The organism is Franconibacter helveticus LMG 23732 (assembly GCF_000463115.2).
GTDB classification, from domain to species: domain Bacteria; phylum Pseudomonadota; class Gammaproteobacteria; order Enterobacterales; family Enterobacteriaceae; genus Franconibacter; species Franconibacter helveticus.
In genome coordinates, this window is sequence record NZ_AWFX01000049.1 from 102,855 (window position 1) to 122,675 (window position 19,821).

Here is a 19,821-nt window from a genome sequence, read left to right on the forward strand (position 1 = left end):
TTAATCGCAAAAACGGTATGGTAGCGCCGTAACGCCACGCTAACCAGCTTCTTCGCCGCTTGCCGGCGGCGGCAGCCAGGCGCGGGTGAAATCAAACCAGCCGCGCGCATTGAGTTCTACACCGTTGATGCCCGGCGGCGCACTTATCTGATAACGATAATTAAAGAGCGGGGTAATAACTCCGTCGGACATCAGTTCATAAAACACCGCTTTCAGGGCGGTATTCCGCGTTTCGTCGTCAGGGTAGCGCTGCACTGAATCCAGCGTGGCGTGCAGATGATGCTGTTGCGAAGGCGTCAGCAGGTGCGGCCAGAGCGCGTCGCAGCGCAGCCACTGCTCCAGCGTATACTCTGGCGCTTCGCCAATCAGCCTGTCGCCCATCACAATATCGGCGCTGTCCAGCTCACCGCAACCGTCCCAGTTTTTCGCATCGTGAAAGTGAACCGTTAGCTCGCAGCCCAGTATCGCCAGCTGTTCGCGTAACTGCTGCGCCATAACATGCAGCTCAACCGGCAGGTGATAAAAAAGCGTCAGCCGCGGCGGCAATGTCACCGCTTCTGGCGTCCAGAGTGGCAAAGCCCAGCCCGGCAGCATTTCCCGGCTCGGCGTAATAAGGCCCTCATCCAGCGGCAGCGCCTCAATCATGCCGCTTTCACGGATCAGGCTAATAAGCCGCCGCGCCTGTGCGGGCGAAAGGCGGCCTCCCTGACGTACGCCGAGATAACAAAACCCGAGGCTGACGCTGTTGCTGATGGGGCGCAGGTTCGCCAGCTCTTCTTCCTGACCTAGCGCTATCTGAACCGGATGACGGCAACTGGTACCGAGCGCGCGGTCGAAAAGCAAAGGTGTTATCCAGTACTCCACCGCTTTCAGCAACGGATGTTGAAGATGGTAAAACTCATGGCTCTCAAGCCGTACCAGTTCAGGAGAAAAACCGGTCAGCCGAAACGGGCCGCAGCCTGTCTGATTACTCTGCGGATGCGCAAGAAAGCTGCAATAGCTGGCGAGACGCCAGGCAAGCCAGTAGTCAGGCCTGAAGAGCGTAAAGCGCAAACACTGCGCATGCGGCGAATCGACAGCTTTCACGCTGGCGAAAAGCTGGCGCAGCGCCGGAACGGCCAAAAGCTGGTTAAGGCTTGCGAGCAACTGGCCTGTTTCTACAGGCTTGCCGTCATGCCAGTGCAGGGTAGGGCGCAGATAAAATCGCCAGATAAGCCCATCGGATGAAATATCCCAGTGATGCGCCATGTCGCCTTGTGGGCGCAGGCTTGCGGCATCGAATCGCGTCAGTCCTGCAAAAATCTGGCCCGCCAGATGCTGCTCGGCCCGGCCTGGCAGAAACCCGGGCGTTAGCGGCTCCAGCGGTCGGTAATAAGGGATACGAAGCGTTGGCGTATCGTTTTGCCACTGCCCGCCCAGGAAAGGCGTCAGCAGATGGCGAAGCTGTTCCGGCGCCAGTTGCGCGAGCGTTAAGGCGTTATGGTGTTCCCCCTGGTTTAATACCTGTTCCATCATGCTGGCCCGCACGCTTTGCGGCGTGACCAGAAAGCGCAGGGTGCCTCTTTTTCCCCGGCCCGACTGCGCCTGCCAGCTAAGCCAGCCTGCCGCTTCTAACTGGCGCAAAAGCGAGCGGGTATGGCGTTCGCTGCAAAAGCAGCGCGCCGCCAGCTCTGCCACGGTGGTTTGCTGAGGGGCGCCTGACGAGGGCTGCCAGAGACGCTGGAACTGATTAAGACGGTTGAGCAGTCGCATACAAAACCCGGAACTGTTTCTGCAAAGTATTCACTATTAGTTCCGCATATGCCAGGCAATACTTCCCGGCATGCCTTCGGCTTCAGACGGGAGATAACCATGGCGAAACTCGCTGCTTTTGATATGGACGGCACCTTGTTAATGCCAGACCACCGGCTGGGCGATAAAACCATTAACGTGCTGCGTCGCCTGCGCGAGCGGGAAGTGGCGCTGGCTTTCGCGACAGGCCGACACGTCATGGAAATGCGCCCCATCCTCGGTCAATTTTCTCTGGACGCTTTTTTGATAACCGGCAACGGCACCCGTATCCATACCCTTGAAGGGGAGCTGTTGCACAGCCAGGATCTCTCTCCTGCGGTGGCGGAAACGGTGCTGCACAGCCACTGGGAAACGCAGGCAAGCACCCATGTGTTTAATGACGATGGCTGGATGACCGATCGCGACATGCCAGAGTTGCTGGTCGCGCATCTTTACAGCGGCTTTCGTTATCAGTTGGTCGATCTCAGGCGGATCCCGGCGCACCGGGTGACTAAAATCTGCTTTTGCGGCGATCACGACGATCTCTGTCGCCTGCGCGTTCAGCTTAATGAAGCGCTAGGGAATGAGGCGCATTTATGTTTCTCGGCCACGGATTGTCTGGAAGTGTTGCCGCCCGGGTGCAACAAGGGGGCGGCGCTGACGGTACTAAGCGAGCACCTCGGTTACACCCTGGCGGAGTGCATGGCCTTTGGCGATGCCATGAACGACCGTGAAATGCTCTCGCTGGTCGGCCATGGTTTGATTATGGGCAACGCCATGCCGCAGCTGATTGCCGATTTACCCCATCTGCCGGTCATCGGCCACTGTAGCCGTCAGGCGGTTTCCCACTATTTGACGCATTGGCTGGATACACCGCACCTTACTTATTCCCCCGAATGATGAGGCTTTCCAGCAAGCCGGGTTAGCCCGGCTTCTTTTCTTCCAGCAGCGTAGCCAGTTTGTGCTGGTACGGCGTCAGATCGCCGATGTTTTTCGCTACCCACTCCGGCTGATAATAGGTATCGAGATAGCGTTCGCCGCTGTCGCAGAGCAGGGTGACTATCGCGCCCTGACGGCCTTCGTCGCGCATGCGCGCCGCCAGTTGCAACGCGCCCCACATATTGGTGCCGGTAGATGCGCCCACCTTACGGCCAAGCTGCGTCTCCAGCCACTGCATAGTGGCGATGCTTGCCGCATCCGGCACACGCAGCATTTCATCCACGACGTCAGGAATAAACGACGGCTCGACGCGCGGGCGGCCAATCCCTTCTATTTTACTGCCGATCCCGCTTCGCAGGGTTTTATCGCGTGAGTGCCAGTAATCCATAAACACCGAATTTTGCGGGTCAACAACCATCAGCTTCGTGCTGTAGCCCTGGTATCGCAGATAGCGGCCAAGCGTCGCGGAAGTCCCGCCGGTACCGGCGCTCATGACGAGATAATCCGGCACCGGATGCGGCTCATGGCGCATCTGGCGAAAAATGCTGTCGGCGATATTGTTATTGCCCCGCCAGTCAGTAGCGCGCTCGGCATAGGTAAACTGGTCCATATAATGACCGCCAAGCTCGCGCGCCAGCGTCTCGGAGGCATCGTAAATTTCACACGCGCTTTCCACGAAGTGGCAGCGGCCGCCGTAAAATTCAATCTGCTCCACTTTGCGCTTCGCCGTACAGGCAGGCATAACGGCGATAAACGGCAGGCCCAGCAGCCGGGCGAACCAGGCTTCAGAAACGGCGGTAGAACCGGATGAGGCTTCGATAATCGGCGTGCCTTCGTTGATCCAGCCATTGCTCAGGGCATAAAGAAAAAGCGAGCGGGCAAGACGATGCTTCAGGCTGCCGGTTGGGTGAGTGCTCTCATCTTTCAGATAAAGGTAAATGCCCGGAAACGCGGGCAGCGGCAGGCGCAGCAGATGCGTGTCTGCGGAACGCTGATTATCGGCATTGATTTCACTGATGGCATGGCGTACCCAGGCGCGGTTCATAAGCATTTCCCGTTTGTCAATTTGTGCTTAGAGTAGCGAAGAGCGCGGGGAAAATGGTTGCCAATTTTCCTTAGCCTGGCTTGAATTAGAGAATATTTTTCTCCAGGAAAGCCGTATGTTAGATAAAATCGATCGTAAACTGCTTTCATTGTTGCAAAGCGACTGCACCCGCTCTTTGCAGGCGCTGGCAGATGCCGTTAATCTCACTACTACTCCCTGCTGGAAACGGCTGCGTCGGCTGGAAGAAGAGGGCTACATTACCGCGAAGGTCGCATTATTGAACCCGGAAAAACTGGGGCTCGGCCTGACCGCGTTTATGTTGATTAAGACACAGCACCATAACCGCGAATGGTATAGCCACTTCGTCTCGGTCGTGAGCAGCATGCCGGAAGTGCTGGGCTTCTGGCGCATGGCGGGGGAGTACGACTACCTGATGCGGGTCCAGGTAGCGGATATGAAACGCTATGACGAATTTTACAAGCGACTGGTAAACCAGGTACCCGGTTTTTCTGAGGTCACTTCGAGTTTTGCCATGGAGCAGATAAAATACACCACAGCCCTGTCGGTAGAGGCTAACCTTTAGCGGCCACCTGTACGCCATTCCTGCTTTTATCGTCATTCAAGAGACTCAGGACAAAACGTTTTGCGATTATTTGCTCAGTTAAGCTGGTATTTCGGCCGGGAGTGGCGACGCTATCTCGGCGCCGTAGCCCTGCTTATCATTATCGCCATTCTGCAACTCATACCGCCGAAGCTGGTAGGTGTGATTGTGGATGGCGTAACCCAACGCCATTACACCGCCGGGCAGATCCTGCAATGGACAGGCGTGATGGTGGCGATTGCGGTCGTTGTCTATCTGTTGCGCTATGTCTGGCGCGTACTGCTGTTCGGAGCCTCTTATCAACTGGCCGTTGAACTGCGCCGGGATTTTTATCGCCAGCTCAGCCGCCAGCATCCGGAATTTTATCTGCGTCATCGCACTGGCGATTTAATGGCGCGCGCCACCAACGACGTTGACCGCGTAGTCTTTGCCGCCGGCGAAGGGGTATTAACGCTGGTGGATTCGCTGGTGATGGGCTGCGCGGTGCTGATAGTCATGAGCACGCAGATAAGCTGGCAGCTTACGCTGCTGGCGCTGTTGCCGATGCCGGTTATGGCGATGGTGATTAAGCGTTACGGCGACCAGTTGCACCAGCGCTTCAAGGCGGCGCAGGCGGCGTTCTCCTCGCTTAACGATCGCACCCAGGAGAGCATGACCAGCATCCGCATGATTAAAGCGTTCGGCCTTGAAGACCGCCAGTCGGCGCTCTTCGCCGAAGATGCCCGCGAGACAGGGCAAAAAAACCTGCGGGTGGCGCGAGTCGACGCCCGCTTTGACCCGACGATTTACATCGCTATCGGCATGGCGAACCTGCTGGCAATCGGCGGCGGCAGCTGGATGGTAATGAACGGCACGCTGACGCTCGGCCAGCTCACCAGCTTTACTATGTATCTGGGGCTGATGATCTGGCCGATGCTGGCGCTGGCCTGGATGTTTAATATCGTCGAGCGCGGCAGCGCCGCTTACAGCCGTATTCGCGCCACGCTTGCGGAAGCGCCGGTCGTGAATGACGGTAACGAAAGCGCGCCGCCGGAGCGCGGCGAACTGCGCGTCGCCATTCGCGCGTTCCGCTATCCGCAAACCACGCAGCCGACGCTGCAAAATCTCAACTTCACCCTGAAGCCGGGGCAGATGCTGGGGCTTTGCGGGCCGACGGGCGCCGGAAAAAGCACGGTGCTGACGCTTATCCAGCGCCATTTTGACGTCGATGAAGGCGATATTCGCTTTCACGATATTCCGCTGCCGCGGCTGAAGCTGGACGACTGGCGCGCGCGGCTCGCGGTTGTGAACCAGACGCCATTTCTCTTTTCAGACACCGTAGCGAACAACATCGCCCTCGGCAAACCGGAAGCCACGCAGCAGGAAATCGAGCATGTGGCGAAGCTCGCCTGCGTGCATGACGACATTCTGCGCCTGCCGCAAGGGTACGATACCGAAGTGGGTGAGCGCGGCGTTATGCTTTCCGGCGGGCAAAAACAGCGAATCTCTATTGCCAGGGCGCTGCTGCTGAATGCGGAAATGCTGATTCTTGATGATGCGCTTTCCGCCGTGGACGGCCGCACTGAACACCAGATCCTGCATAATCTGCGCCAGTGGGGAGAGGATCGCACCGTTATCATCAGCGCGCACCGCCTTTCAGCGCTGACCGAAGCAAGCGAAATCCTGGTGTTGCAACATGGCCATGTGGCCCAGCGCGGCCAGCACGAACAGCTGGCGAGCCAGCCGGGCTGGTATCGCGATATGTACCGCTATCAACAGCTTGAAGCGGCGCTGGACGACGCGCCGGAAGAAAACCCACAGGAGGCGCTGGATGCGTAACTTTGGTCAACTCTGGCCGACGTTAAAACGTCTGCTGGCGTATGGCAATCCCTGGCGCAAACCGCTTTCCATGGCGGTCGTGATGCTTTGGGTGGCTGCTGCGGCCGAAGTCAGCGGCCCGGCGCTTATCAGCTACTTTATTGATAATCTCGTGGCGCAACACCGCATGCCGCTTGCGCTGGTGAGCGGCCTGGCGGCGGTTTACATTTTGCTGCAACTGCTGGCCGCCGGGCTGCATTACTGGCAGGCGCTGCTGTTTAATGAAGCGGCGGTAGGCGTGGTGCAGCAGTTGCGCACCGACGCCATGGACGCCGCGCTGCGCCAGCCGCTCGGCGCCTTCGACACGCAACCGGTGGGCCAGTTGATTTCCCGCGTCACCAACGACACCGAAGTCATTCGCGATCTCTACGTCACCGTTGTGGCGACGGTGCTGCGCAGCGCGGCGCTCATCGGCGCGATGCTGGTGGCGATGTTCAGCCTCGACTGGCGCATGGCGCTGGTTGCCATCGCTATCTTCCCGGCGGTGCTGATTGTGATGCTGATTTATCAGCGCTACAGCACGCCGATAGTACGCCGGGTGCGCGCTTATCTGGCGGACATCAACGACGGCTTTAACGAAGTGATCAACGGCATGAGCGTTATTCAGCAGTTTCGCCAGCAGGCGCGCTTCGGCGAGCGGATGAATGAAGCGAGCCATTCGCACTACCTGGCGCGTATGCAGACGCTGCGCCTGGATGGTTTCCTGCTTCGCCCGCTGTTGAGCCTCTTTTCCGCGCTGGTGCTCTGCGGTCTGCTGATGCTGTTCGGCTTTACTTCCGTCGGCACAATTGAGGTGGGGGTGCTGTATGCCTTCATCAGCTACCTTGGGCGGCTCAATGAACCGCTAATCGAACTCACCACCCAGCAGTCGATACTGCAACAGGCGGTGGTAGCGGGCGAGCGCGTTTTTGAGCTGATGGACAGGCCGCGCCAGAACTATGGCGAGGATGAACGCCCGCTGCAAAGCGGATCGATCGATATTGATAATGTCTCGTTTGCCTATCGCGACGATCGGCTGGTTTTGCAGGATATCGATCTGCGCGTGCCGTCACGCCATTTCGTCGCGCTGGTCGGCCATACCGGCAGCGGCAAAAGCACGCTGGCGAACCTGTTGATGGGCTATTACCCGCTTACCCGCGGCGAAATCCGTCTTGACGGCAGGCCGCTCCATAGCCTGAGCCACGGCGTGCTGCGCCAGGGCGTGGCGATGGTGCAGCAAGACCCGGTGGTGCTGGCGGACTCGTTCTTCGCCAACGTGACGCTGGGGCGCGACATCAGCGAAGCGCAGGTCTGGCAGGCGCTGGAAACCGTTCAACTGGCGGAGCTGGCGCGCGGCATGGCCCAGGGCATCCATACCCGGCTTGGCGAGCAGGGGAACAACCTCTCGGTGGGGCAAAAACAGCTGCTGGCGATGGCGCGGGTGCTGGTCGATACGCCGCAAATCCTTATTCTGGATGAAGCCACGGCCAATATTGATTCCGGCACCGAGCAGGCCATTCAGCAGGCGCTGGCGGCAGTACGCGAACGCACCACGCTGGTGGTTATCGCCCACCGCCTTTCTACTATTGTGGAAGCGGATACCATCATGGTGTTGCATCGCGGTCAGGCCGTTGAACGCGGTACGCACCAGGCGTTGCTCGCCGCGAAAGGGCGGTACTGGCAGATGTATCAGCTCCAGCTGGCGGGCGAAGAGCTTGAAGCCAGCGGGCGTGAAGAGTCGCTTATCGCCTGATGCACTAAAAAAACGCGCCGCACCCGCCGCTTGCTTCGCTGGTGCAAAATTGCAACGCACCCTGCACCAGCATGGTGCGTTTTTGCTTTCCAGGAACAATCTGAATCCCGGTCACACTTTTCTCTTACGTATTCACTGCGTGAATGCCCGCCCGCAGCAGGCGAAATCCCTCGCTTCATCATTCCTGGCACGCCGCTTGCTTTAGTTCATGCGTTAGCTGCGGCCATTACCCAATTCGACTGGAGGGGATTTATGAAGCTGGTTACCGTGGTAATCAAACCATTCAAACTGGAAGACGTGCGCGAGGCGCTCTCTTCAATTGGCATTCAGGGCCTGACGGTGACCGAGGTGAAAGGCTTTGGCCGCCAGAAAGGCCACGCCGAGCTATACCGCGGTGCCGAGTACAGCGTTAACTTCCTGCCCAAAGTGAAGATTGACGTTGCCATTGCAGACGATCAGCTCGATGAAGTGATTGATGTAATCAGTAAGGCTGCCTACACCGGCAAAATTGGCGACGGCAAAATTTTCGTAGCCGAGCTGCAACGCGTGATTCGTATTCGTACCGGCGAAGCCGACGAAGCGGCACTGTAACTGGCCAACCGTGACAGGAATGGAAAAGATGAAACACACAGCACTGAAATCTGGCCTCGGCCTGCTTGCGCTTCTGCCTGGCCTTGCCATGGCCGCTCCGGCGGTGGCAGACAAAGCGGACAACGCTTTTATGATGATCTGCACCGCGCTGGTGCTCTTTATGACTGTGCCTGGCCTCGCGCTCTTTTACGGCGGCCTGCTGCGCGGTAAAAACGTCCTCTCTATGCTGACGCAGGTTTCCGTGACTTTCGCGCTGGTCTGCATTCTCTGGGTGGTTTACGGATACTCGCTGGCGTTTGGCGCGGGCGGCAGCTTCTTCGGCAACCTGAACTGGATCCTGCTGAAAGGCATTAACATCACCGATCTGATGGGGAGTTTCTACCAGTACATCCACGTGGCGTTCCAGGGCTCGTTTGCCTGTATCACCGTGGGGCTGATTGTCGGCGCGCTGGCGGAACGTATCCGTTTCTCCGCCGTGCTTATCTTTGTGGTGGTGTGGCTGACGCTTTCTTATGTGCCTGTCGCGCATATGGTCTGGGGCGGCGGCCTGCTGGCCTCTCACGGCGCGCTGGATTTCGCAGGCGGCACCGTTGTGCATATTAACGCGGCGGTAGCGGGCTTGGTGGGCGCTTACCTCGTGGGCAAACGCGTAGGGTTCGGCAAAGAGGCGTTCAAGCCGCATAACCTGCCGATGGTCTTTATCGGCACCGCGATCCTCTATTTTGGCTGGTTTGGCTTCAACGCCGGCTCTGCAAGTGCTGCGAACGAAATCGCCGGTCTTGCTTTCGTGAACACCGTGGTGGCGACCGCTGCGGCAATCCTCGCCTGGGTATTCGGCGAATGGGCGCTGCGCGGCAAACCTTCTCTGCTGGGCGCCTGCTCCGGCGCAATCGCCGGGCTGGTAGGCGTTACCCCGGCTTGCGGCTACATCGGCGTCGGCGGCTCATTAATTGTGGGCGTCGCAGCGGGCCTCGCAGGGCTGTGGGGCGTCACCATGCTGAAGCGCTGGCTGCGCGTGGATGACCCGTGCGACGTGTTCGGCGTGCATGGCGTGTGCGGTATCGTAGGTTGCATCCTGACCGGCGTATTTGCGGCCAGCTCGCTTGGCGGCGTGGGTTATGCAGAAGGCGTGACCATGGGGCACCAGGTGCTGGTGCAGCTTGAAAGTATTGCGGTTACCGTGGTCTGGTCCGGCGTGGTCGCGTTCATCGGCTACAAACTGGCGGATATGACGGTTGGCCTGCGCGTACCGGAAGACCAGGAGCGCGAAGGTCTGGACGTCAACAGCCACGGCGAGAACGCTTACAACGCATAAGTTAAGTATTGAGTATCTCCTTAGCCCAAAACCTCCCGCTTGCGGGAGGTTTTTTTATGGGGGAGGCAGAGTGCGCGGGCAGGGCGGATGAGCGTAAGCGCGGTCCGCCGTTTTCTTTGTCGCGCAGAGTCACGCAGGTTAACTGCGTTTCCTCATTACCCCTTCCTGCACGGTGGAGGCCACCAGCTTGCCGTCCATACTCCAGAACTCGCCGCGCACAAAACCGCGCGCGCTGGAAGCGGAGGTGCTTTCCACGCTGTAGAGCAGCCACTCGTTCATGTTGAAAGGGCGATGGAACCACATGGAATGGTCGATAGTCGCCACCTGCATGCCAGGCTCCAGGAAACCCACGCCGTGCGGTTGCAGCGCCACCACCAGAAAGTTGAAATCAGAAGCGTAGCCGAGCAGCGACTGATGAACGCGGAAATCGTCAGGCATGGCGCCGCTGGCGCGGATCCAGACCTGGCGCGCAGGCTCTGCCACATGCCCTTTAAGCGGGTTATGAAACTCTACCGGGCGGATCTCCAGCGGCTTATCGCACATGAACTTCTCTTTTACCTGCGGCGGCAGAAATTTTTCCAGCGCGCGGGCGATGTCGGTTTCTGATTTCAACCCTTCCGGTGAAGGCGCTGAGGGCATGGTTTTCTGGTGCTCAAACCCTTCTTCCGGCGCCTGGAACGAGGCGGTCATATAAAAAATAGGCTTGCCGTTCTGAATGGCCGCCACGCGACGGGCGCTGAAGCTGTTGCCGTCGCGCAGCACTTCGACGTCATAGACAATCGGCTTCTGGCTGTCGCCCGGGCGCAGAAAATAGCTGTGGAAAGAGTGCACCAGGCGCTCTGCCGGTACGGTTTCTTTCGCTGCATAAAGCGCCTGCCCGACGACCTGGCCGCCAAACACCTGGCGCAGGCCTAAATCTTCGCTCTGGCCGCGAAACAGCCCTTCTTCAATTTTTTCCAGATTTAACAGTGACAGCAGGTTGCTCAGCGCCTGACTCATAACGGGTCCTCAACAACAAAAAAAAGCACAGCGGTGCCGGGAAAGTAAGGTGAGTATAACGCAGAACGGTAACTGGTCAGAGGGGTGGAATTGTCTTAATGGCGGGCCAATACCAGGCGAAAATCAGTGACCTGTGCCACACTTAGCACGACAAGCAAGTTCTGACCACTCACTTCTGGTGAGTTATCGCGCTCACTGGTGCATTGAAAATAAGGAGAACGCAATGAAACTCGTGCACATGTTAAGTGGTTTAGCGGTTGCGGTTGCTCTGGCGGGTTGCGCACAGGATAAAAGCGCGGACATAGCGGTCCCGGCGCCGAATCCGAACACAGCTGGCGTGGCGACGCAGCCGGTAATCAAACAGCCTAACGTTTCAGGTACAGTCTGGATCCGCCAGAAAGTGGCTTTGCCGCCGGATGCGGTACTGACCGTGACGCTGGCCGACGCTTCGCAGTCTAACGCGCCTTCCCGCGTCATCGCCCAGAAAGCGGTACGCACTGAAGGTAAGCAGGCGCCGTTTAGCTTTGTGCTGCCGTTCAACCCGGCCGACATTCAGCCGAATGCCCGCATTCTGCTGAGTGGCGCTATCTCTATCGATAATAAAGTGGTCTTCGTGACCGATCAGGTGAAACCGGCGGTGAACCAGGGCGGCACCAAAATTGACCTGAACCTGGTTCCGGTGCAGCAGACAGCCATTCCGTTGCAGGAAGGCGGCGGCGCGGCGACTACCGTGCCGACAACCTCGCCGACGCAGGTTAACCCGTCGTCAGCGGTTCCAGCGCCAACGCAGTTCTAAGCCCACAAAAAACGCCTCTCCGGAGGCGTTTTTTAATAGCGCCAGCGGTAGCGCGCCAGGTCAATCTGCCCGCTGCCCGACACCTGTATGCCCTCAGAAAGCAACGCCTGCCGCTGTCTTTGTAAATCTGGCCCGGTAAGTGAAATCGCGCCGTGCCGGTTCACGACCCGATGCCAGGGCAACTGGCTCCCTTGCGGCAAGCGCTTTAATACGCCGCCCACCTGCCGCGCCGCCCGCGGCGAACCCGCAAGCCTCGCCACTTCGCCATACGTCGTCACGCAGCCCTCAGGGATGGCGGCGACAATCTGATAAACGCGCATCGGGAAACTGTCTGGGTTGTCCATGGGGCGCCTCCTTTTAATAACAGGGCTATAAGCATAAAAAAGGGTAAGCCAAAAGAGAACTGCGGCGTATGCGCCAGTAAGCTCCTTATTAATTCTGCTGAATGAAAATCAGTTAACCATTTGTAATTAAATAGTTTTTATGCACAGGAAAAATACGTTTGCGTTCACAGTACGAGGAGTGAAGCCGCCGCAAAATAGGTGAAACTTACTTCAATGGACTGATTTATGAGCCATTTTTTATACTGGGGCAAAGCACGTCAGAGTGAAAATCATCAGGGTGATGAATTTCATTTATTGCAGTGGCACTCTCTGGATGTTGCGGCCTGCGGCTACATGTTGGTAATGGAAAACCGATTTAACGCCGCGGCGATCTTCGCCGGGCTGGGGCTGGAAGACCGCCAGAAGGCGGCAGAATTTTTCGCCTGGCTGCTCTGCTGGCACGATATTGGCAAATTTGCGCGCCTGTTCCAGCAAAAGTATACCCATGAGGCGCTGGATAGCGGCCAGCGCAGCGTCAGCAACAGTCGCCACCACCACACCTTAACAGGCATGTGGCTGTGGCAACACCATCTCAGCGATGCTGTTGCAGAAAGCATCGCCAGCCCGCTTTCAGTGCGCCTGCGTAAACGCGTGCTGGATCGCTGGCTGCCTGTGGTGATTGGTCACCACGGTCAGCCGGTATCCTGCGAGAACTGCCATAACGATTTTTTACCGAAAGATATCGAAGCCGCGCAGCGCTTCGCCAGGGAAGCGCATGCGCTGTTTCCCTCTGTCGCCTTGCCGCAGGCGTGGAGCGAAGAAAGCTGGCGAGAGCAGTTCTTATCGCAGAGCTGGCTGATTTCAGCCCTGGTGGTGCTGGCGGACTGGATTGGCTCAGGCAACCACTTTTTCCCGTGGGTTGCGAAGAATATGCCGTCAGCAGAGTACTGGCCGCGTTCTGTCGCGCAGGCGAAAAACGCGCTGCGACTGCTGCCGGCGGCAAGCGATGTCGCGCCGTTTGAAGGTATCGACACGCTTTTTCCCTTCATCACCTGCCCAACGCCGCTTCAGCAGAAAGCGCTGGAGCTCAATATCAGCGAACCTGGCCCTCATCTGGTCATTCTTGAAGATGTTACCGGCGCGGGGAAAACCGAGGCGGCGCGATTGCGCAATAAACCGGCATCTGGCGCGGGCTTGCTTGCAATTGGCAGGGGCAGGCGACATAATGCCGCCTGCGCGTTTAACGACGCCCTCAATGGGGGCCCTGTTGGTTCTCCCGCAACGCTACTTTGTTTACCTGGTCAGGTCCGGAAGGAAGCAGCCAAAGCAAAGGACGTGTGTGCCGGGATGTAGCTGGCAGGGCCCCCACCCATTTGTGCCTCACCTGATTTTTAGCTCCCGCATCGCCTCCAGCAGCGCTTCCATTTTCGGCGTTAATGATTTTTTACGCGGCCAGACCAGCATCAGCGGCAGGCCTTCCACAAGCTGCTCAGGCAACAGCCGCACCAGCTCGCCTGCGGCTTCCGCTTCGCGCGTAAGCCATGTCGCCATCTGCCCAACGCCAAGCCCCGCCTTTACCGCCGAAAGCTGCGCTTCGCCATCGCCTACTGCCATGCGCCACGGCGTCGGGCGGTCCACCGCCTGGCCGTTATCCTGCATTATGCGCCAGGCTTTATGGCTGCCGTCGGCCAGCTGATAAACAATCGCCCGGAGATGCTCTAAGTCTTTTACGTGGTTTACTGGCGGGTGCTGTTCGAGATAACCGGGCGAGGCGAAAAAAGCGCGTTGCTCTGCGCCCAGTTGCAGTGACGCGAGCATCTGCGGGTAGTCCAGCGGGCCGCCGATGCGTACGGCAAGATCTATTCCTTCATCAAACAGATCGAGAAAGCGGTCAGAGAAAGCGAGGGTAAAGCTCAGCTCCGGGTTAGCGCTGGCGAAGCGATTAAGCAGCGGCATCGCCACTTTGCGGCCGAACGTCTGCGGCAGTGCGATATGGAGCCTGCCTGCGGGAATGCGCCGCTGCGCCGCCAGCATGGCTTCGGTTTCGCTAAGGTCGCTCAGGATGCGCTGGCACGCATCGTAATAGGCCTGGCCTGCATCCGTTAACGTCATGCTGCGGGTGGTGCGATCAAGCAACCGCGAACCAAGGCGGCTTTCAAGTCGCGCCACGCTTTTGCTTACGGCAGACCCCGTAAGATGCAGCCGCTCGGCGGCGGCGCTGAAGCTGCCGCATTCGACGGCGGCAACAAAACAGCTGATGCCCTTGAGGCTTTCATCGGTAATCATGATTGATGAATTAAATTCCTGTATGTCGTGATTTTATACCCAGGATAAGAATCGTATTCCCGATTAAGCTTTATCTCACTACCTGAAGGAGGTTTCAATGCAGAAAAAAGCGCTTATCGCCGGGATCAGCGGCGTGGTGGGTTCCGCTACGGCGAAACGGTTACTTGAACAAGGCTGGGAAGTGTATGGTCTGTCGCGCGGGCGTACGCCTGTGCCGGAAGGCTGTCACTCTCTTACGGCGGATCTCACTTCTGAAGCATCCGTAAAAGAAGCGGTGAAAGATCTTAAGCCAGACGCGCTCTTTTTTAGCGTCTGGGCGCGCCAGGCGAATGAAAAAGAGAACATTCGCGTCAATGGCGGCATGGTGCGTAACGTTATCGAGGCGCTGGGTGAAAACCTCAACGGCAGCCACGTTGCGCTGGTTACCGGCCTGAAGCATTACCTCGGGCCGTTTGATGCTTACGGTAAAGGCGAAGTGCCGCTGACGCCGTTTCGCGAAGAGCAGGGCCGCCAGCCGGTCGATAACTTCTATTATGCCCAGGAAGATGAAATGTTCGCCGGGGCGGAAAAGTATGGCTACAGCTGGAGCGTGCATCGCCCGCATACCATCATCGGTTACGCTATCGGCAACGCCATGAATATGGGGCAAACCCTGGCGGTATACGCTTCGCTGTGTAAATACCACGGTTTGCCCTTTGTTTTCCCTGGCTCCGCCGCGCAGTGGAATGGCGTTACCGACATGAGCAGCGCGAGCCTGGTGGCCGAGCAGCTGGAATGGGCGGCAACGTCGCCTGCGGCTAAAAATGAAGATTTCAACACCGTTAACGGCGATGTGTTCCGCTGGAAATGGATGTGGGGGGAAATTGCGGCTTACTTTGGCATTGAAGCCGCGCCTTTCCCGCAAACTGAACAGCCGCTTGAAGAGAGCATGGCGCGCCACAACGCCCCGGCGCTCTGGAAAGCCGTGGCTGAGGCGCATCAGCTGAGCGAGCCGGATGTTAACCGGCTTGCCTCCTGGTGGCATACGGATGCCGATCTCGGTCGTCCGATGGAAGTTTTCACGGATATGAGCAAAAGCCGCAAAGCGGGCTTTCTGAATTACCATTCAACCCGTGACGATCTGTTCGCGCTTTTTGAAAAGCTTAAGCACGATAAGCTTATCCCCGCGTAGCATTTCAATACCGCTCTGGCTTAAACAGCAGGGCGGTATTATCCCTCCTTATTTATTCCCCTGTTTTTTCTGTTGTCTTATTATTTTCATTTAACTGTCATATTACTGTCATATAAATATTGTTTTCTTTTGTTATGCACGCTTAATCGAATCAGGTAAGTCTTAGTGCTGGATATTAAAAGTGATTTACGGTATTAAATAACCCCCTGCTTTTCTTCTCAAAGGATTTTCTTATGAGTACAGCGGTGCTTAACGTTAAAATTAGCGCAGAATTAAAAGACCAGATCCGCCTTCACGCTGAGCAAAACAATGAAACCCTCAGCGCTATCACTGAAAAACTGCTCTCCCGGGCGCTGCTTGCTGCCAATGAGTCTTACGAGCCAGGCCATGAAGATGTCGACAGCCAGCACACTGAAGAAGAGGATATTTCTCCTCTTAACCAAAAAGAAATCAAAGCATTAAGAAAACTGCTGAAGAAGAAAAAATGAAAACCCAAACCTCACTCCCTACTGCTTCGACCTATCGCGAAGCGTGTGAACTTCTCCGTTCAGGCTATGTAAAAAAGGTGCGTCTGGGCTGGGATATCGGCAGCGACGAGTTTTTTCGCATCGCCTCCGACTGGTGTGACGCAGGCGCCAAAATTAAACGCGAAGAAGGGGTTTTTGTTATTTCCGTTAAAGGATTTCCTGTTCCCCGCCAGGCGTAATAAAAGTGAAACTAAAATGACATTTTTTCTTCATAAAAGCGTCATAAAGGGGACATTATGGAATGCAAGAATGCATCCATAATATAAAAACATGCCTCACCATCTCGCAATGTGCCATTAAGGATGATGCTGTTTGTGACGAGCTTTCCGGCTCGTCATCTATTTTTTTCCCGTCTTAAACTTTTTCCCGACGATCGCTTTCCTGCAATATTTCCGTTCTATCCTGGCGCTCTATAGTCTGGCTATGGCGGGGGTAGCGTATGACGATGCGGCGTTTATTCTGTGTGGTTGAGATAGCACTTACCGTTGTCGTAACGGGCTGGTGCGCCTGGCTGCTGGGCATTCTGGCGGTATTTTTGTGGCGCCTGACAATACCTATCCTCAGCGCCTGAAGGCGACGCCGCATTCATACTACGCGGCGCATCCCATTGTTGCCGTTTTGTTCCAGCTGCAACCAGAGCGGCTGCACGCTTTCCAGCGCCTGACGTAAAAGGGCGGTCTCATGAGTAAAAGGCAGCCGCAAATAACGCTCGAACGCCCCCTGCACGCCAAAGCGCGTGCCTGCGCCAAGATGAACGCCGGCGTTTTCCGCGCTGGCGGCGAAGCGCGTCGCCAGCTCGCCGGGTAACTCGACCCAGAAAGAAAGGCCGCCCGGCGGCGTAACGGTGCGCCAGCCGGGATAAAGCTGCGCCAGCAGCGCCGCGCAATCGTCCCGCTGTTTTCGCAGCCATGCGCGCCGGGCAGGGAGAAAATCTTCGCTGTGAGTCAGAAGAGAGGCGACGGCAAGCTGCTCAAGCACAGGGGAGCCTAAGTCCAGCGTGTCGCGTATCTGAATTAATGAGGCGATAGTTTTTGCGCTGGCCCGGATCCAGCCAAGCCGCAAACCGCCCCAGAAACTTTTGCCGGCGGAGCCAAGCGTAATCACCCGCTCATCTTCATCAAAAGCCGCCAGCGGAGGCGGGGGCGGCGCGTCATACCAGAGATCAACCATGGTCTCGTCTGCCACAAGCGTGGTGCGGGTGCGGGCAGCGATCTGCGCTACTTCAAGACGCGTCGCCGCATTCATGCATTGCCCGGTCGGGTTATGAAAATCGGGTAACAGGTAGGCCAGACGCGGCGAGGTCTGGGCGATAGTCGCCGCCAGACCGTCGGTGTCCCAGCCCGTTTGCGGCAGCGCGACGGGCACCGGGCGGCACGAGGCGCCCTGAATCGCGGCAATGGCGAGCGGGTAGGTAGGGTGGTCGACCACCACCCTGTCGCCCGGCCCTGTGAAAAGCCTTAATACCAGCGCGAAGCCGCTTACGGCGCCGTTCACCACCATGATTTGCTCGGGCGTGGTAGGCAAGCCCCGCGCCTGGTAGCGCTGCGCGATAGCCGCGCGCAGCGGCGCAATACCCTGTTGATCATACCCTGTGCTGGCAAGGTGCGGCGGCAGCGCCGTCAGCGCCTGCTGGTAGGCATGATGAATCTCCGGCCCGGCGCTGAGGGCGGCGGTGGAAAGATCAAGCAGCGGCGTTGCGCCGGTACGCGTCGGGATGCTCTCCCGGCTGGCAGGCAGCTGCGTGACGGAACCAGAACCATGGCGGCTTGCCAGGTAGCCTTCATCGCGCAATATGCCCAGCGCGCTGGCGACGGTGGTGCGGCTAACGGCGAGCGCGGCGGCGAATTCCCGCTCGCCTGGCAGGCGGCTGTCCAGCGGCAGGCGGCCGTCGAGAATAAGCAAACGCAGCGCATCCGCCAGCTGGCGATACACCGGGGCGCGGCTGTTCTCCTGCTGCCAGCGGCCAAGCTGGCGCAGCAAAGAGGCGGTGGCGGTACGACGAAGGCTCATAAGCAGTCCACTTTATAAAAACTGGACCTTAATAATAGGGCCGCAAAGCGTAGAGTGATAGCCATTCACCCAAAGAGGATAAAAAAATGGTGCGTCGGTTGATTCAGCTTTATACCGGTCTGGTGCTTTATGGCGTTTCCACGGCAATGTTTGTACGCGCTGACCTGGGCGCTGACCCGTGGAACGTGTTCCACCTTGGCGTGGCGCGAATTTTCTCGCTGAATATCGGCATGGTGATGATCCTGGTGGGCGCGCTGGTGCTGCTGTTGTGGATCCCCCTGCGCCAGCGTCCGGGGCTTGGCACAGTCAGCAACGTCGTGGTGCTGGGGCTGGCGGCAGACGCGGCGCTGGCGGTTATGCCGCCGCTGGAATCGCTCGCGGCGCGTAGCGTTTTACTGGCCTGCGCCGTCATCGTGAATGCGCTGGCAACGGGGATGTATATTGGCGCAGGGTTTGGCGCCGGTCCGCGCGACGGTTTAATGACCGGGCTGCATGCCCGCACCGGCTGGTCAGTGCGCGGCATCCGCACCGCAATTGAAGTGACGGTGCTGCTGGCGGGCTGGGCGATGGGCGGCACGTTCGGCGTCGGCACGGTATTGTATGCGCTCACTATCGGGCCGCTTATTCAGCTTTGTTTGCCCTGGTTTCGTGTGGCGCCTTCATCGCCACCAGCGGCTCGCCAGCCGGTCTGAGCAGGCTGCGAAGCGCATCGCAACATAAGGGCGGCGGCTGGTGTAGAATGGCCTTTTTAGCCAGACCAGCCGCCATGAAGCCAAAAGCGATTACGCTCTATGATGTAGCCCGCCATGCGGGTGTCTCCTACCAGACCGTTTCCCGGGTGATCAACCAGGCGGAGCACGTTTCACAGCGCACCCGCGAGAGAGTGGAACAGGCGATGGCGCAGCTGCATTACGTGCCCAACCGTGTGGCGCAGCAGCTTGCCGGCAAGCCAACCATGACGCTCGGGCTTGTCACCGCCACGCTTGCGCTGCATGCCCCTTCGCAAATCGCCGCCGCCATGAAAATACGCGCCAGCGAGCGCGGCTTCAGCGTGGTTATCTCAATGCTTGATGAAAACCTTCCTGAAGCCTGCCACGCTGCGGTAGAGAGCCTGCTGGCGCAACGGGTAGACGGCGTGCTGGTCAATGTGCCGCTTGAAGATGAAGACGCGCGGCAACTGGCGCAGCGCTGCCATCCGCTGCCGGTGCTGTTTCTTGATGTAGGCCCGCAGGCGCCGGTCAGCGGGCTGGTTTTTGATGCCGCGCAAGGGGCGCGGCTTGCGGTGGAACATATGCTGTCGCTTGGACACCGGCGCATCGCATTACTGGCAGGGCCGCAAAACGCGGTTTCGGCGCGTCTGCGTTACGAAGGCTGGCGGGAAGCGCTCTCACGGGCGGCGCTGGAACCATGCGCGGTGGCGCACGGCGACTGGAGCGCCGCCTGCGGTTATCAGCAGTGCCACGTTTTGCTTGCCGCGCAGCCCGAGGCCATTATTGTCGCTAACGACCAGATGGCGCTGGGGGCACTGCGCGCCTGCGCCGAGCGCGGCATTAACGTGCCGGAAGCGCTCTCCATTATGGGTTATGACGATACCGCCGACAGCGCCTGGTATTCACCGCCGCTCACCACCATTCGCCAGGACTTCCGCGAACTGGGCGAGCAGGCGGTAGACAGGCTGGTGGCGGGCCTTACCCAGCCGCTGGCCGACGAGCAGCAGATGCTGCCGGTTTCGCTGGTGGAGCGCCGCACCACCGCGCCGCGCCAGCAGGCGCCGGATGCGCAGCGTCTTGCGCAAGCGCTTCGCCAGCTGGCGCAGGACGTTGCGCGTCTTAAAAATCCTTAATGCTTCTGTGATCCTC

At 58.3% G+C, this 19,821-nt stretch carries 19 protein-coding genes, 1 other RNA gene and 1 pseudogene; 15 read left to right on the plus strand and 6 right to left on the minus strand.

Features of this window, described 5'->3' with window-relative positions:
* Window positions 1–39: 39 nt before the first annotated feature.
* Window positions 40–1,752, minus strand: a complete 1,713-nt coding sequence (locus DW56_RS15550) for an SgrR family transcriptional regulator (RefSeq protein WP_024551990.1) — start codon at window positions 1,750–1,752, stop codon at window positions 40–42.
* 99 nt (window positions 1,753–1,851) lie between these two features.
* On the opposite strand from DW56_RS15550, the gene cof reads away from it, so the two are divergent.
* A complete protein-coding gene (cof, locus tag DW56_RS15555; protein WP_024551989.1) occupies window positions 1,852–2,670 on the plus strand; it encodes an HMP-PP phosphatase in 819 nt (272 codons plus the stop codon).
* Window positions 2,671–2,692: 22 nt separating this feature from the next.
* Here cof and DW56_RS15560 read toward each other — a convergent pair whose 3' ends face one another.
* The gene (locus tag DW56_RS15560; protein ID WP_024551988.1) at window positions 2,693–3,754 is read right to left on the minus strand and encodes a PLP-dependent cysteine synthase family protein; all 1,062 of its coding nucleotides are present in this window, start codon (window positions 3,752–3,754) and stop codon (window positions 2,693–2,695) included.
* A 115-nt stretch (window positions 3,755–3,869) separates the two neighbouring features.
* On the opposite strand from DW56_RS15560, the gene DW56_RS15565 reads away from it, so the two are divergent.
* The 5 genes from DW56_RS15565 (at window position 3,870) to amtB (ending at window position 9,850) form a co-directional block, all read left to right on the plus strand.
* Window positions 3,870–4,337: an Lrp/AsnC family transcriptional regulator gene (locus tag DW56_RS15565; protein WP_024551987.1), complete on the plus strand. Its 468-nt coding sequence runs from the start codon at window positions 3,870–3,872 to the stop codon at window positions 4,335–4,337.
* 60 nt (window positions 4,338–4,397) lie between these two features.
* Window positions 4,398–6,173: a SmdA family multidrug ABC transporter permease/ATP-binding protein gene (locus DW56_RS15570; protein WP_024551986.1), complete on the plus strand. Its 1,776-nt coding sequence runs from the start codon at window positions 4,398–4,400 to the stop codon at window positions 6,171–6,173.
* Window positions 6,166–7,944, plus strand: coding sequence for a SmdB family multidrug efflux ABC transporter permease/ATP-binding protein (locus DW56_RS15575; RefSeq protein ID WP_024551985.1), 1,779 nt, complete (start codon window positions 6,166–6,168; stop codon window positions 7,942–7,944). Before DW56_RS15570 ends, DW56_RS15575 begins: the two co-directional genes overlap by 8 nt.
* 252 nt (window positions 7,945–8,196) lie before the next feature.
* Window positions 8,197–8,535 (plus strand): P-II family nitrogen regulator, encoded by a 339-nt coding sequence (gene glnK / locus DW56_RS15580; RefSeq protein WP_002891893.1) that lies wholly within the window; start codon window positions 8,197–8,199, stop codon window positions 8,533–8,535.
* A 28-nt stretch (window positions 8,536–8,563) separates the two neighbouring features.
* Window positions 8,564–9,850: an ammonium transporter AmtB gene (amtB, locus tag DW56_RS15585; RefSeq protein WP_024551984.1), complete on the plus strand. Its 1,287-nt coding sequence runs from the start codon at window positions 8,564–8,566 to the stop codon at window positions 9,848–9,850.
* Window positions 9,851–9,988: 138 nt separating this feature from the next.
* On the opposite strand, the gene tesB is transcribed toward amtB, so the two are convergent.
* Complete coding sequence (gene tesB / locus DW56_RS15590; RefSeq protein WP_024551983.1) at window positions 9,989–10,849, minus strand: acyl-CoA thioesterase II; 861 nt, start codon at window positions 10,847–10,849, stop codon at window positions 9,989–9,991.
* Between the two features lie 223 nt (window positions 10,850–11,072).
* Between tesB and DW56_RS15595 the strand changes: the two genes are divergently transcribed.
* Window positions 11,073–11,645 (plus strand): YbaY family lipoprotein, encoded by a 573-nt coding sequence (locus tag DW56_RS15595; protein WP_024551982.1) that lies wholly within the window; start codon window positions 11,073–11,075, stop codon window positions 11,643–11,645.
* A 32-nt stretch (window positions 11,646–11,677) separates the two neighbouring features.
* Here DW56_RS15595 and DW56_RS15600 read toward each other — a convergent pair whose 3' ends face one another.
* Complete coding sequence (locus tag DW56_RS15600; RefSeq protein WP_024551981.1) at window positions 11,678–11,989, minus strand: MGMT family protein; 312 nt, start codon at window positions 11,987–11,989, stop codon at window positions 11,678–11,680.
* Window positions 11,990–12,214: 225 nt separating this feature from the next.
* Between DW56_RS15600 and DW56_RS15605 the strand changes: the two are divergent.
* Window positions 12,215–12,820: pseudogene (locus DW56_RS15605) on the plus strand (CRISPR-associated endonuclease Cas3''); the annotation flags it as partial.
* Between the two features lie 413 nt (window positions 12,821–13,233).
* Window positions 13,234–13,330, plus strand: an RNA gene (ffs, locus tag DW56_RS21810) — signal recognition particle sRNA small type.
* 18 nt (window positions 13,331–13,348) lie between these two features.
* Here the strand turns inward: ffs and DW56_RS15610 are convergent.
* A complete protein-coding gene (locus DW56_RS15610) occupies window positions 13,349–14,257 on the minus strand; it encodes a LysR family transcriptional regulator (protein WP_024551979.1) in 909 nt (302 codons plus the stop codon).
* A 94-nt stretch (window positions 14,258–14,351) separates the two neighbouring features.
* Here DW56_RS15610 and DW56_RS15615 point away from each other — a divergent pair, with 94 nt between their 5' ends.
* From DW56_RS15615 to DW56_RS23005, 4 genes are all read left to right on the plus strand, one after another.
* Entirely contained in the window at window positions 14,352–15,425 is a 1,074-nt protein-coding gene (locus tag DW56_RS15615) for an SDR family oxidoreductase (RefSeq protein WP_024551978.1), read from the plus strand.
* A 233-nt stretch (window positions 15,426–15,658) separates the two neighbouring features.
* Complete coding sequence (locus DW56_RS15620; protein ID WP_024551977.1) at window positions 15,659–15,913, plus strand: hypothetical protein; 255 nt, start codon at window positions 15,659–15,661, stop codon at window positions 15,911–15,913.
* Window positions 15,910–16,131 (plus strand): hypothetical protein, encoded by a 222-nt coding sequence (locus DW56_RS15625; RefSeq protein WP_024551976.1) that lies wholly within the window; start codon window positions 15,910–15,912, stop codon window positions 16,129–16,131. Before DW56_RS15620 ends, DW56_RS15625 begins: the two co-directional genes overlap by 4 nt.
* Window positions 16,132–16,391: 260 nt before the next feature.
* The gene (locus DW56_RS23005) at window positions 16,392–16,523 is read left to right on the plus strand and encodes a hypothetical protein (protein WP_267879861.1); all 132 of its coding nucleotides are present in this window, start codon (window positions 16,392–16,394) and stop codon (window positions 16,521–16,523) included.
* Window positions 16,524–16,537: 14 nt separating this feature from the next.
* Here the strand turns inward: DW56_RS23005 and yczR are convergent, their stop codons facing one another.
* Window positions 16,538–17,962, minus strand: a complete 1,425-nt coding sequence (gene yczR, locus DW56_RS15630; RefSeq protein WP_024551975.1) for a MocR-like transcription factor YczR — start codon at window positions 17,960–17,962, stop codon at window positions 16,538–16,540.
* 86 nt (window positions 17,963–18,048) lie between these two features.
* Here yczR and yczE point away from each other — a divergent pair, with 86 nt between their 5' ends.
* On the plus strand, window positions 18,049–18,654 hold the full coding sequence (gene yczE / locus DW56_RS15635) for a membrane protein YczE (protein ID WP_024551974.1): 606 nt from the start codon (window positions 18,049–18,051) through the stop codon (window positions 18,652–18,654).
* Between the two features lie 47 nt (window positions 18,655–18,701).
* Entirely contained in the window at window positions 18,702–19,805 is a 1,104-nt protein-coding gene (locus DW56_RS15640; RefSeq protein ID WP_024551973.1) for a LacI family DNA-binding transcriptional regulator, read from the plus strand.
* The last annotated feature ends 16 nt before the right edge of the window (window positions 19,806–19,821 follow it).

Coding starts and splice junctions, on each gene's coding strand:
- DW56_RS15550 (WP_024551990.1), bottom strand. CDS start 1,752: ATGCGACTGCTCAACCGTCTTAATCAGTTCCAGCGTCTCTGGCAGCCC.
- cof (WP_024551989.1), top strand. CDS start 1,852: ATGGCGAAACTCGCTGCTTTTGATATGGACGGCACCTTGTTAATGCCA.
- DW56_RS15560 (WP_024551988.1), bottom strand. CDS start 3,754: ATGAACCGCGCCTGGGTACGCCATGCCATCAGTGAAATCAATGCCGAT.
- DW56_RS15565 (WP_024551987.1), top strand. CDS start 3,870: ATGTTAGATAAAATCGATCGTAAACTGCTTTCATTGTTGCAAAGCGAC.
- DW56_RS15575 (WP_024551985.1), top strand. CDS start 6,166: ATGCGTAACTTTGGTCAACTCTGGCCGACGTTAAAACGTCTGCTGGCG.
- glnK (WP_002891893.1), top strand. CDS start 8,197: ATGAAGCTGGTTACCGTGGTAATCAAACCATTCAAACTGGAAGACGTG.
- amtB (WP_024551984.1), top strand. CDS start 8,564: ATGAAACACACAGCACTGAAATCTGGCCTCGGCCTGCTTGCGCTTCTG.
- tesB (WP_024551983.1), bottom strand. CDS start 10,849: ATGAGTCAGGCGCTGAGCAACCTGCTGTCACTGTTAAATCTGGAAAAA.
- DW56_RS15595 (WP_024551982.1), top strand. CDS start 11,073: ATGAAACTCGTGCACATGTTAAGTGGTTTAGCGGTTGCGGTTGCTCTG.
- DW56_RS15600 (WP_024551981.1), bottom strand. CDS start 11,989: ATGGACAACCCAGACAGTTTCCCGATGCGCGTTTATCAGATTGTCGCC.
- DW56_RS15615 (WP_024551978.1), top strand. CDS start 14,352: ATGCAGAAAAAAGCGCTTATCGCCGGGATCAGCGGCGTGGTGGGTTCC.
- DW56_RS15620 (WP_024551977.1), top strand. CDS start 15,659: ATGAGTACAGCGGTGCTTAACGTTAAAATTAGCGCAGAATTAAAAGAC.
- DW56_RS15625 (WP_024551976.1), top strand. CDS start 15,910: ATGAAAACCCAAACCTCACTCCCTACTGCTTCGACCTATCGCGAAGCG.
- DW56_RS23005 (WP_267879861.1), top strand. CDS start 16,392: ATGACGATGCGGCGTTTATTCTGTGTGGTTGAGATAGCACTTACCGTT.
- yczR (WP_024551975.1), bottom strand. CDS start 17,962: ATGAGCCTTCGTCGTACCGCCACCGCCTCTTTGCTGCGCCAGCTTGGC.
- yczE (WP_024551974.1), top strand. CDS start 18,049: ATGGTGCGTCGGTTGATTCAGCTTTATACCGGTCTGGTGCTTTATGGC.
- DW56_RS15640 (WP_024551973.1), top strand. CDS start 18,702: ATGGCCTTTTTAGCCAGACCAGCCGCCATGAAGCCAAAAGCGATTACG.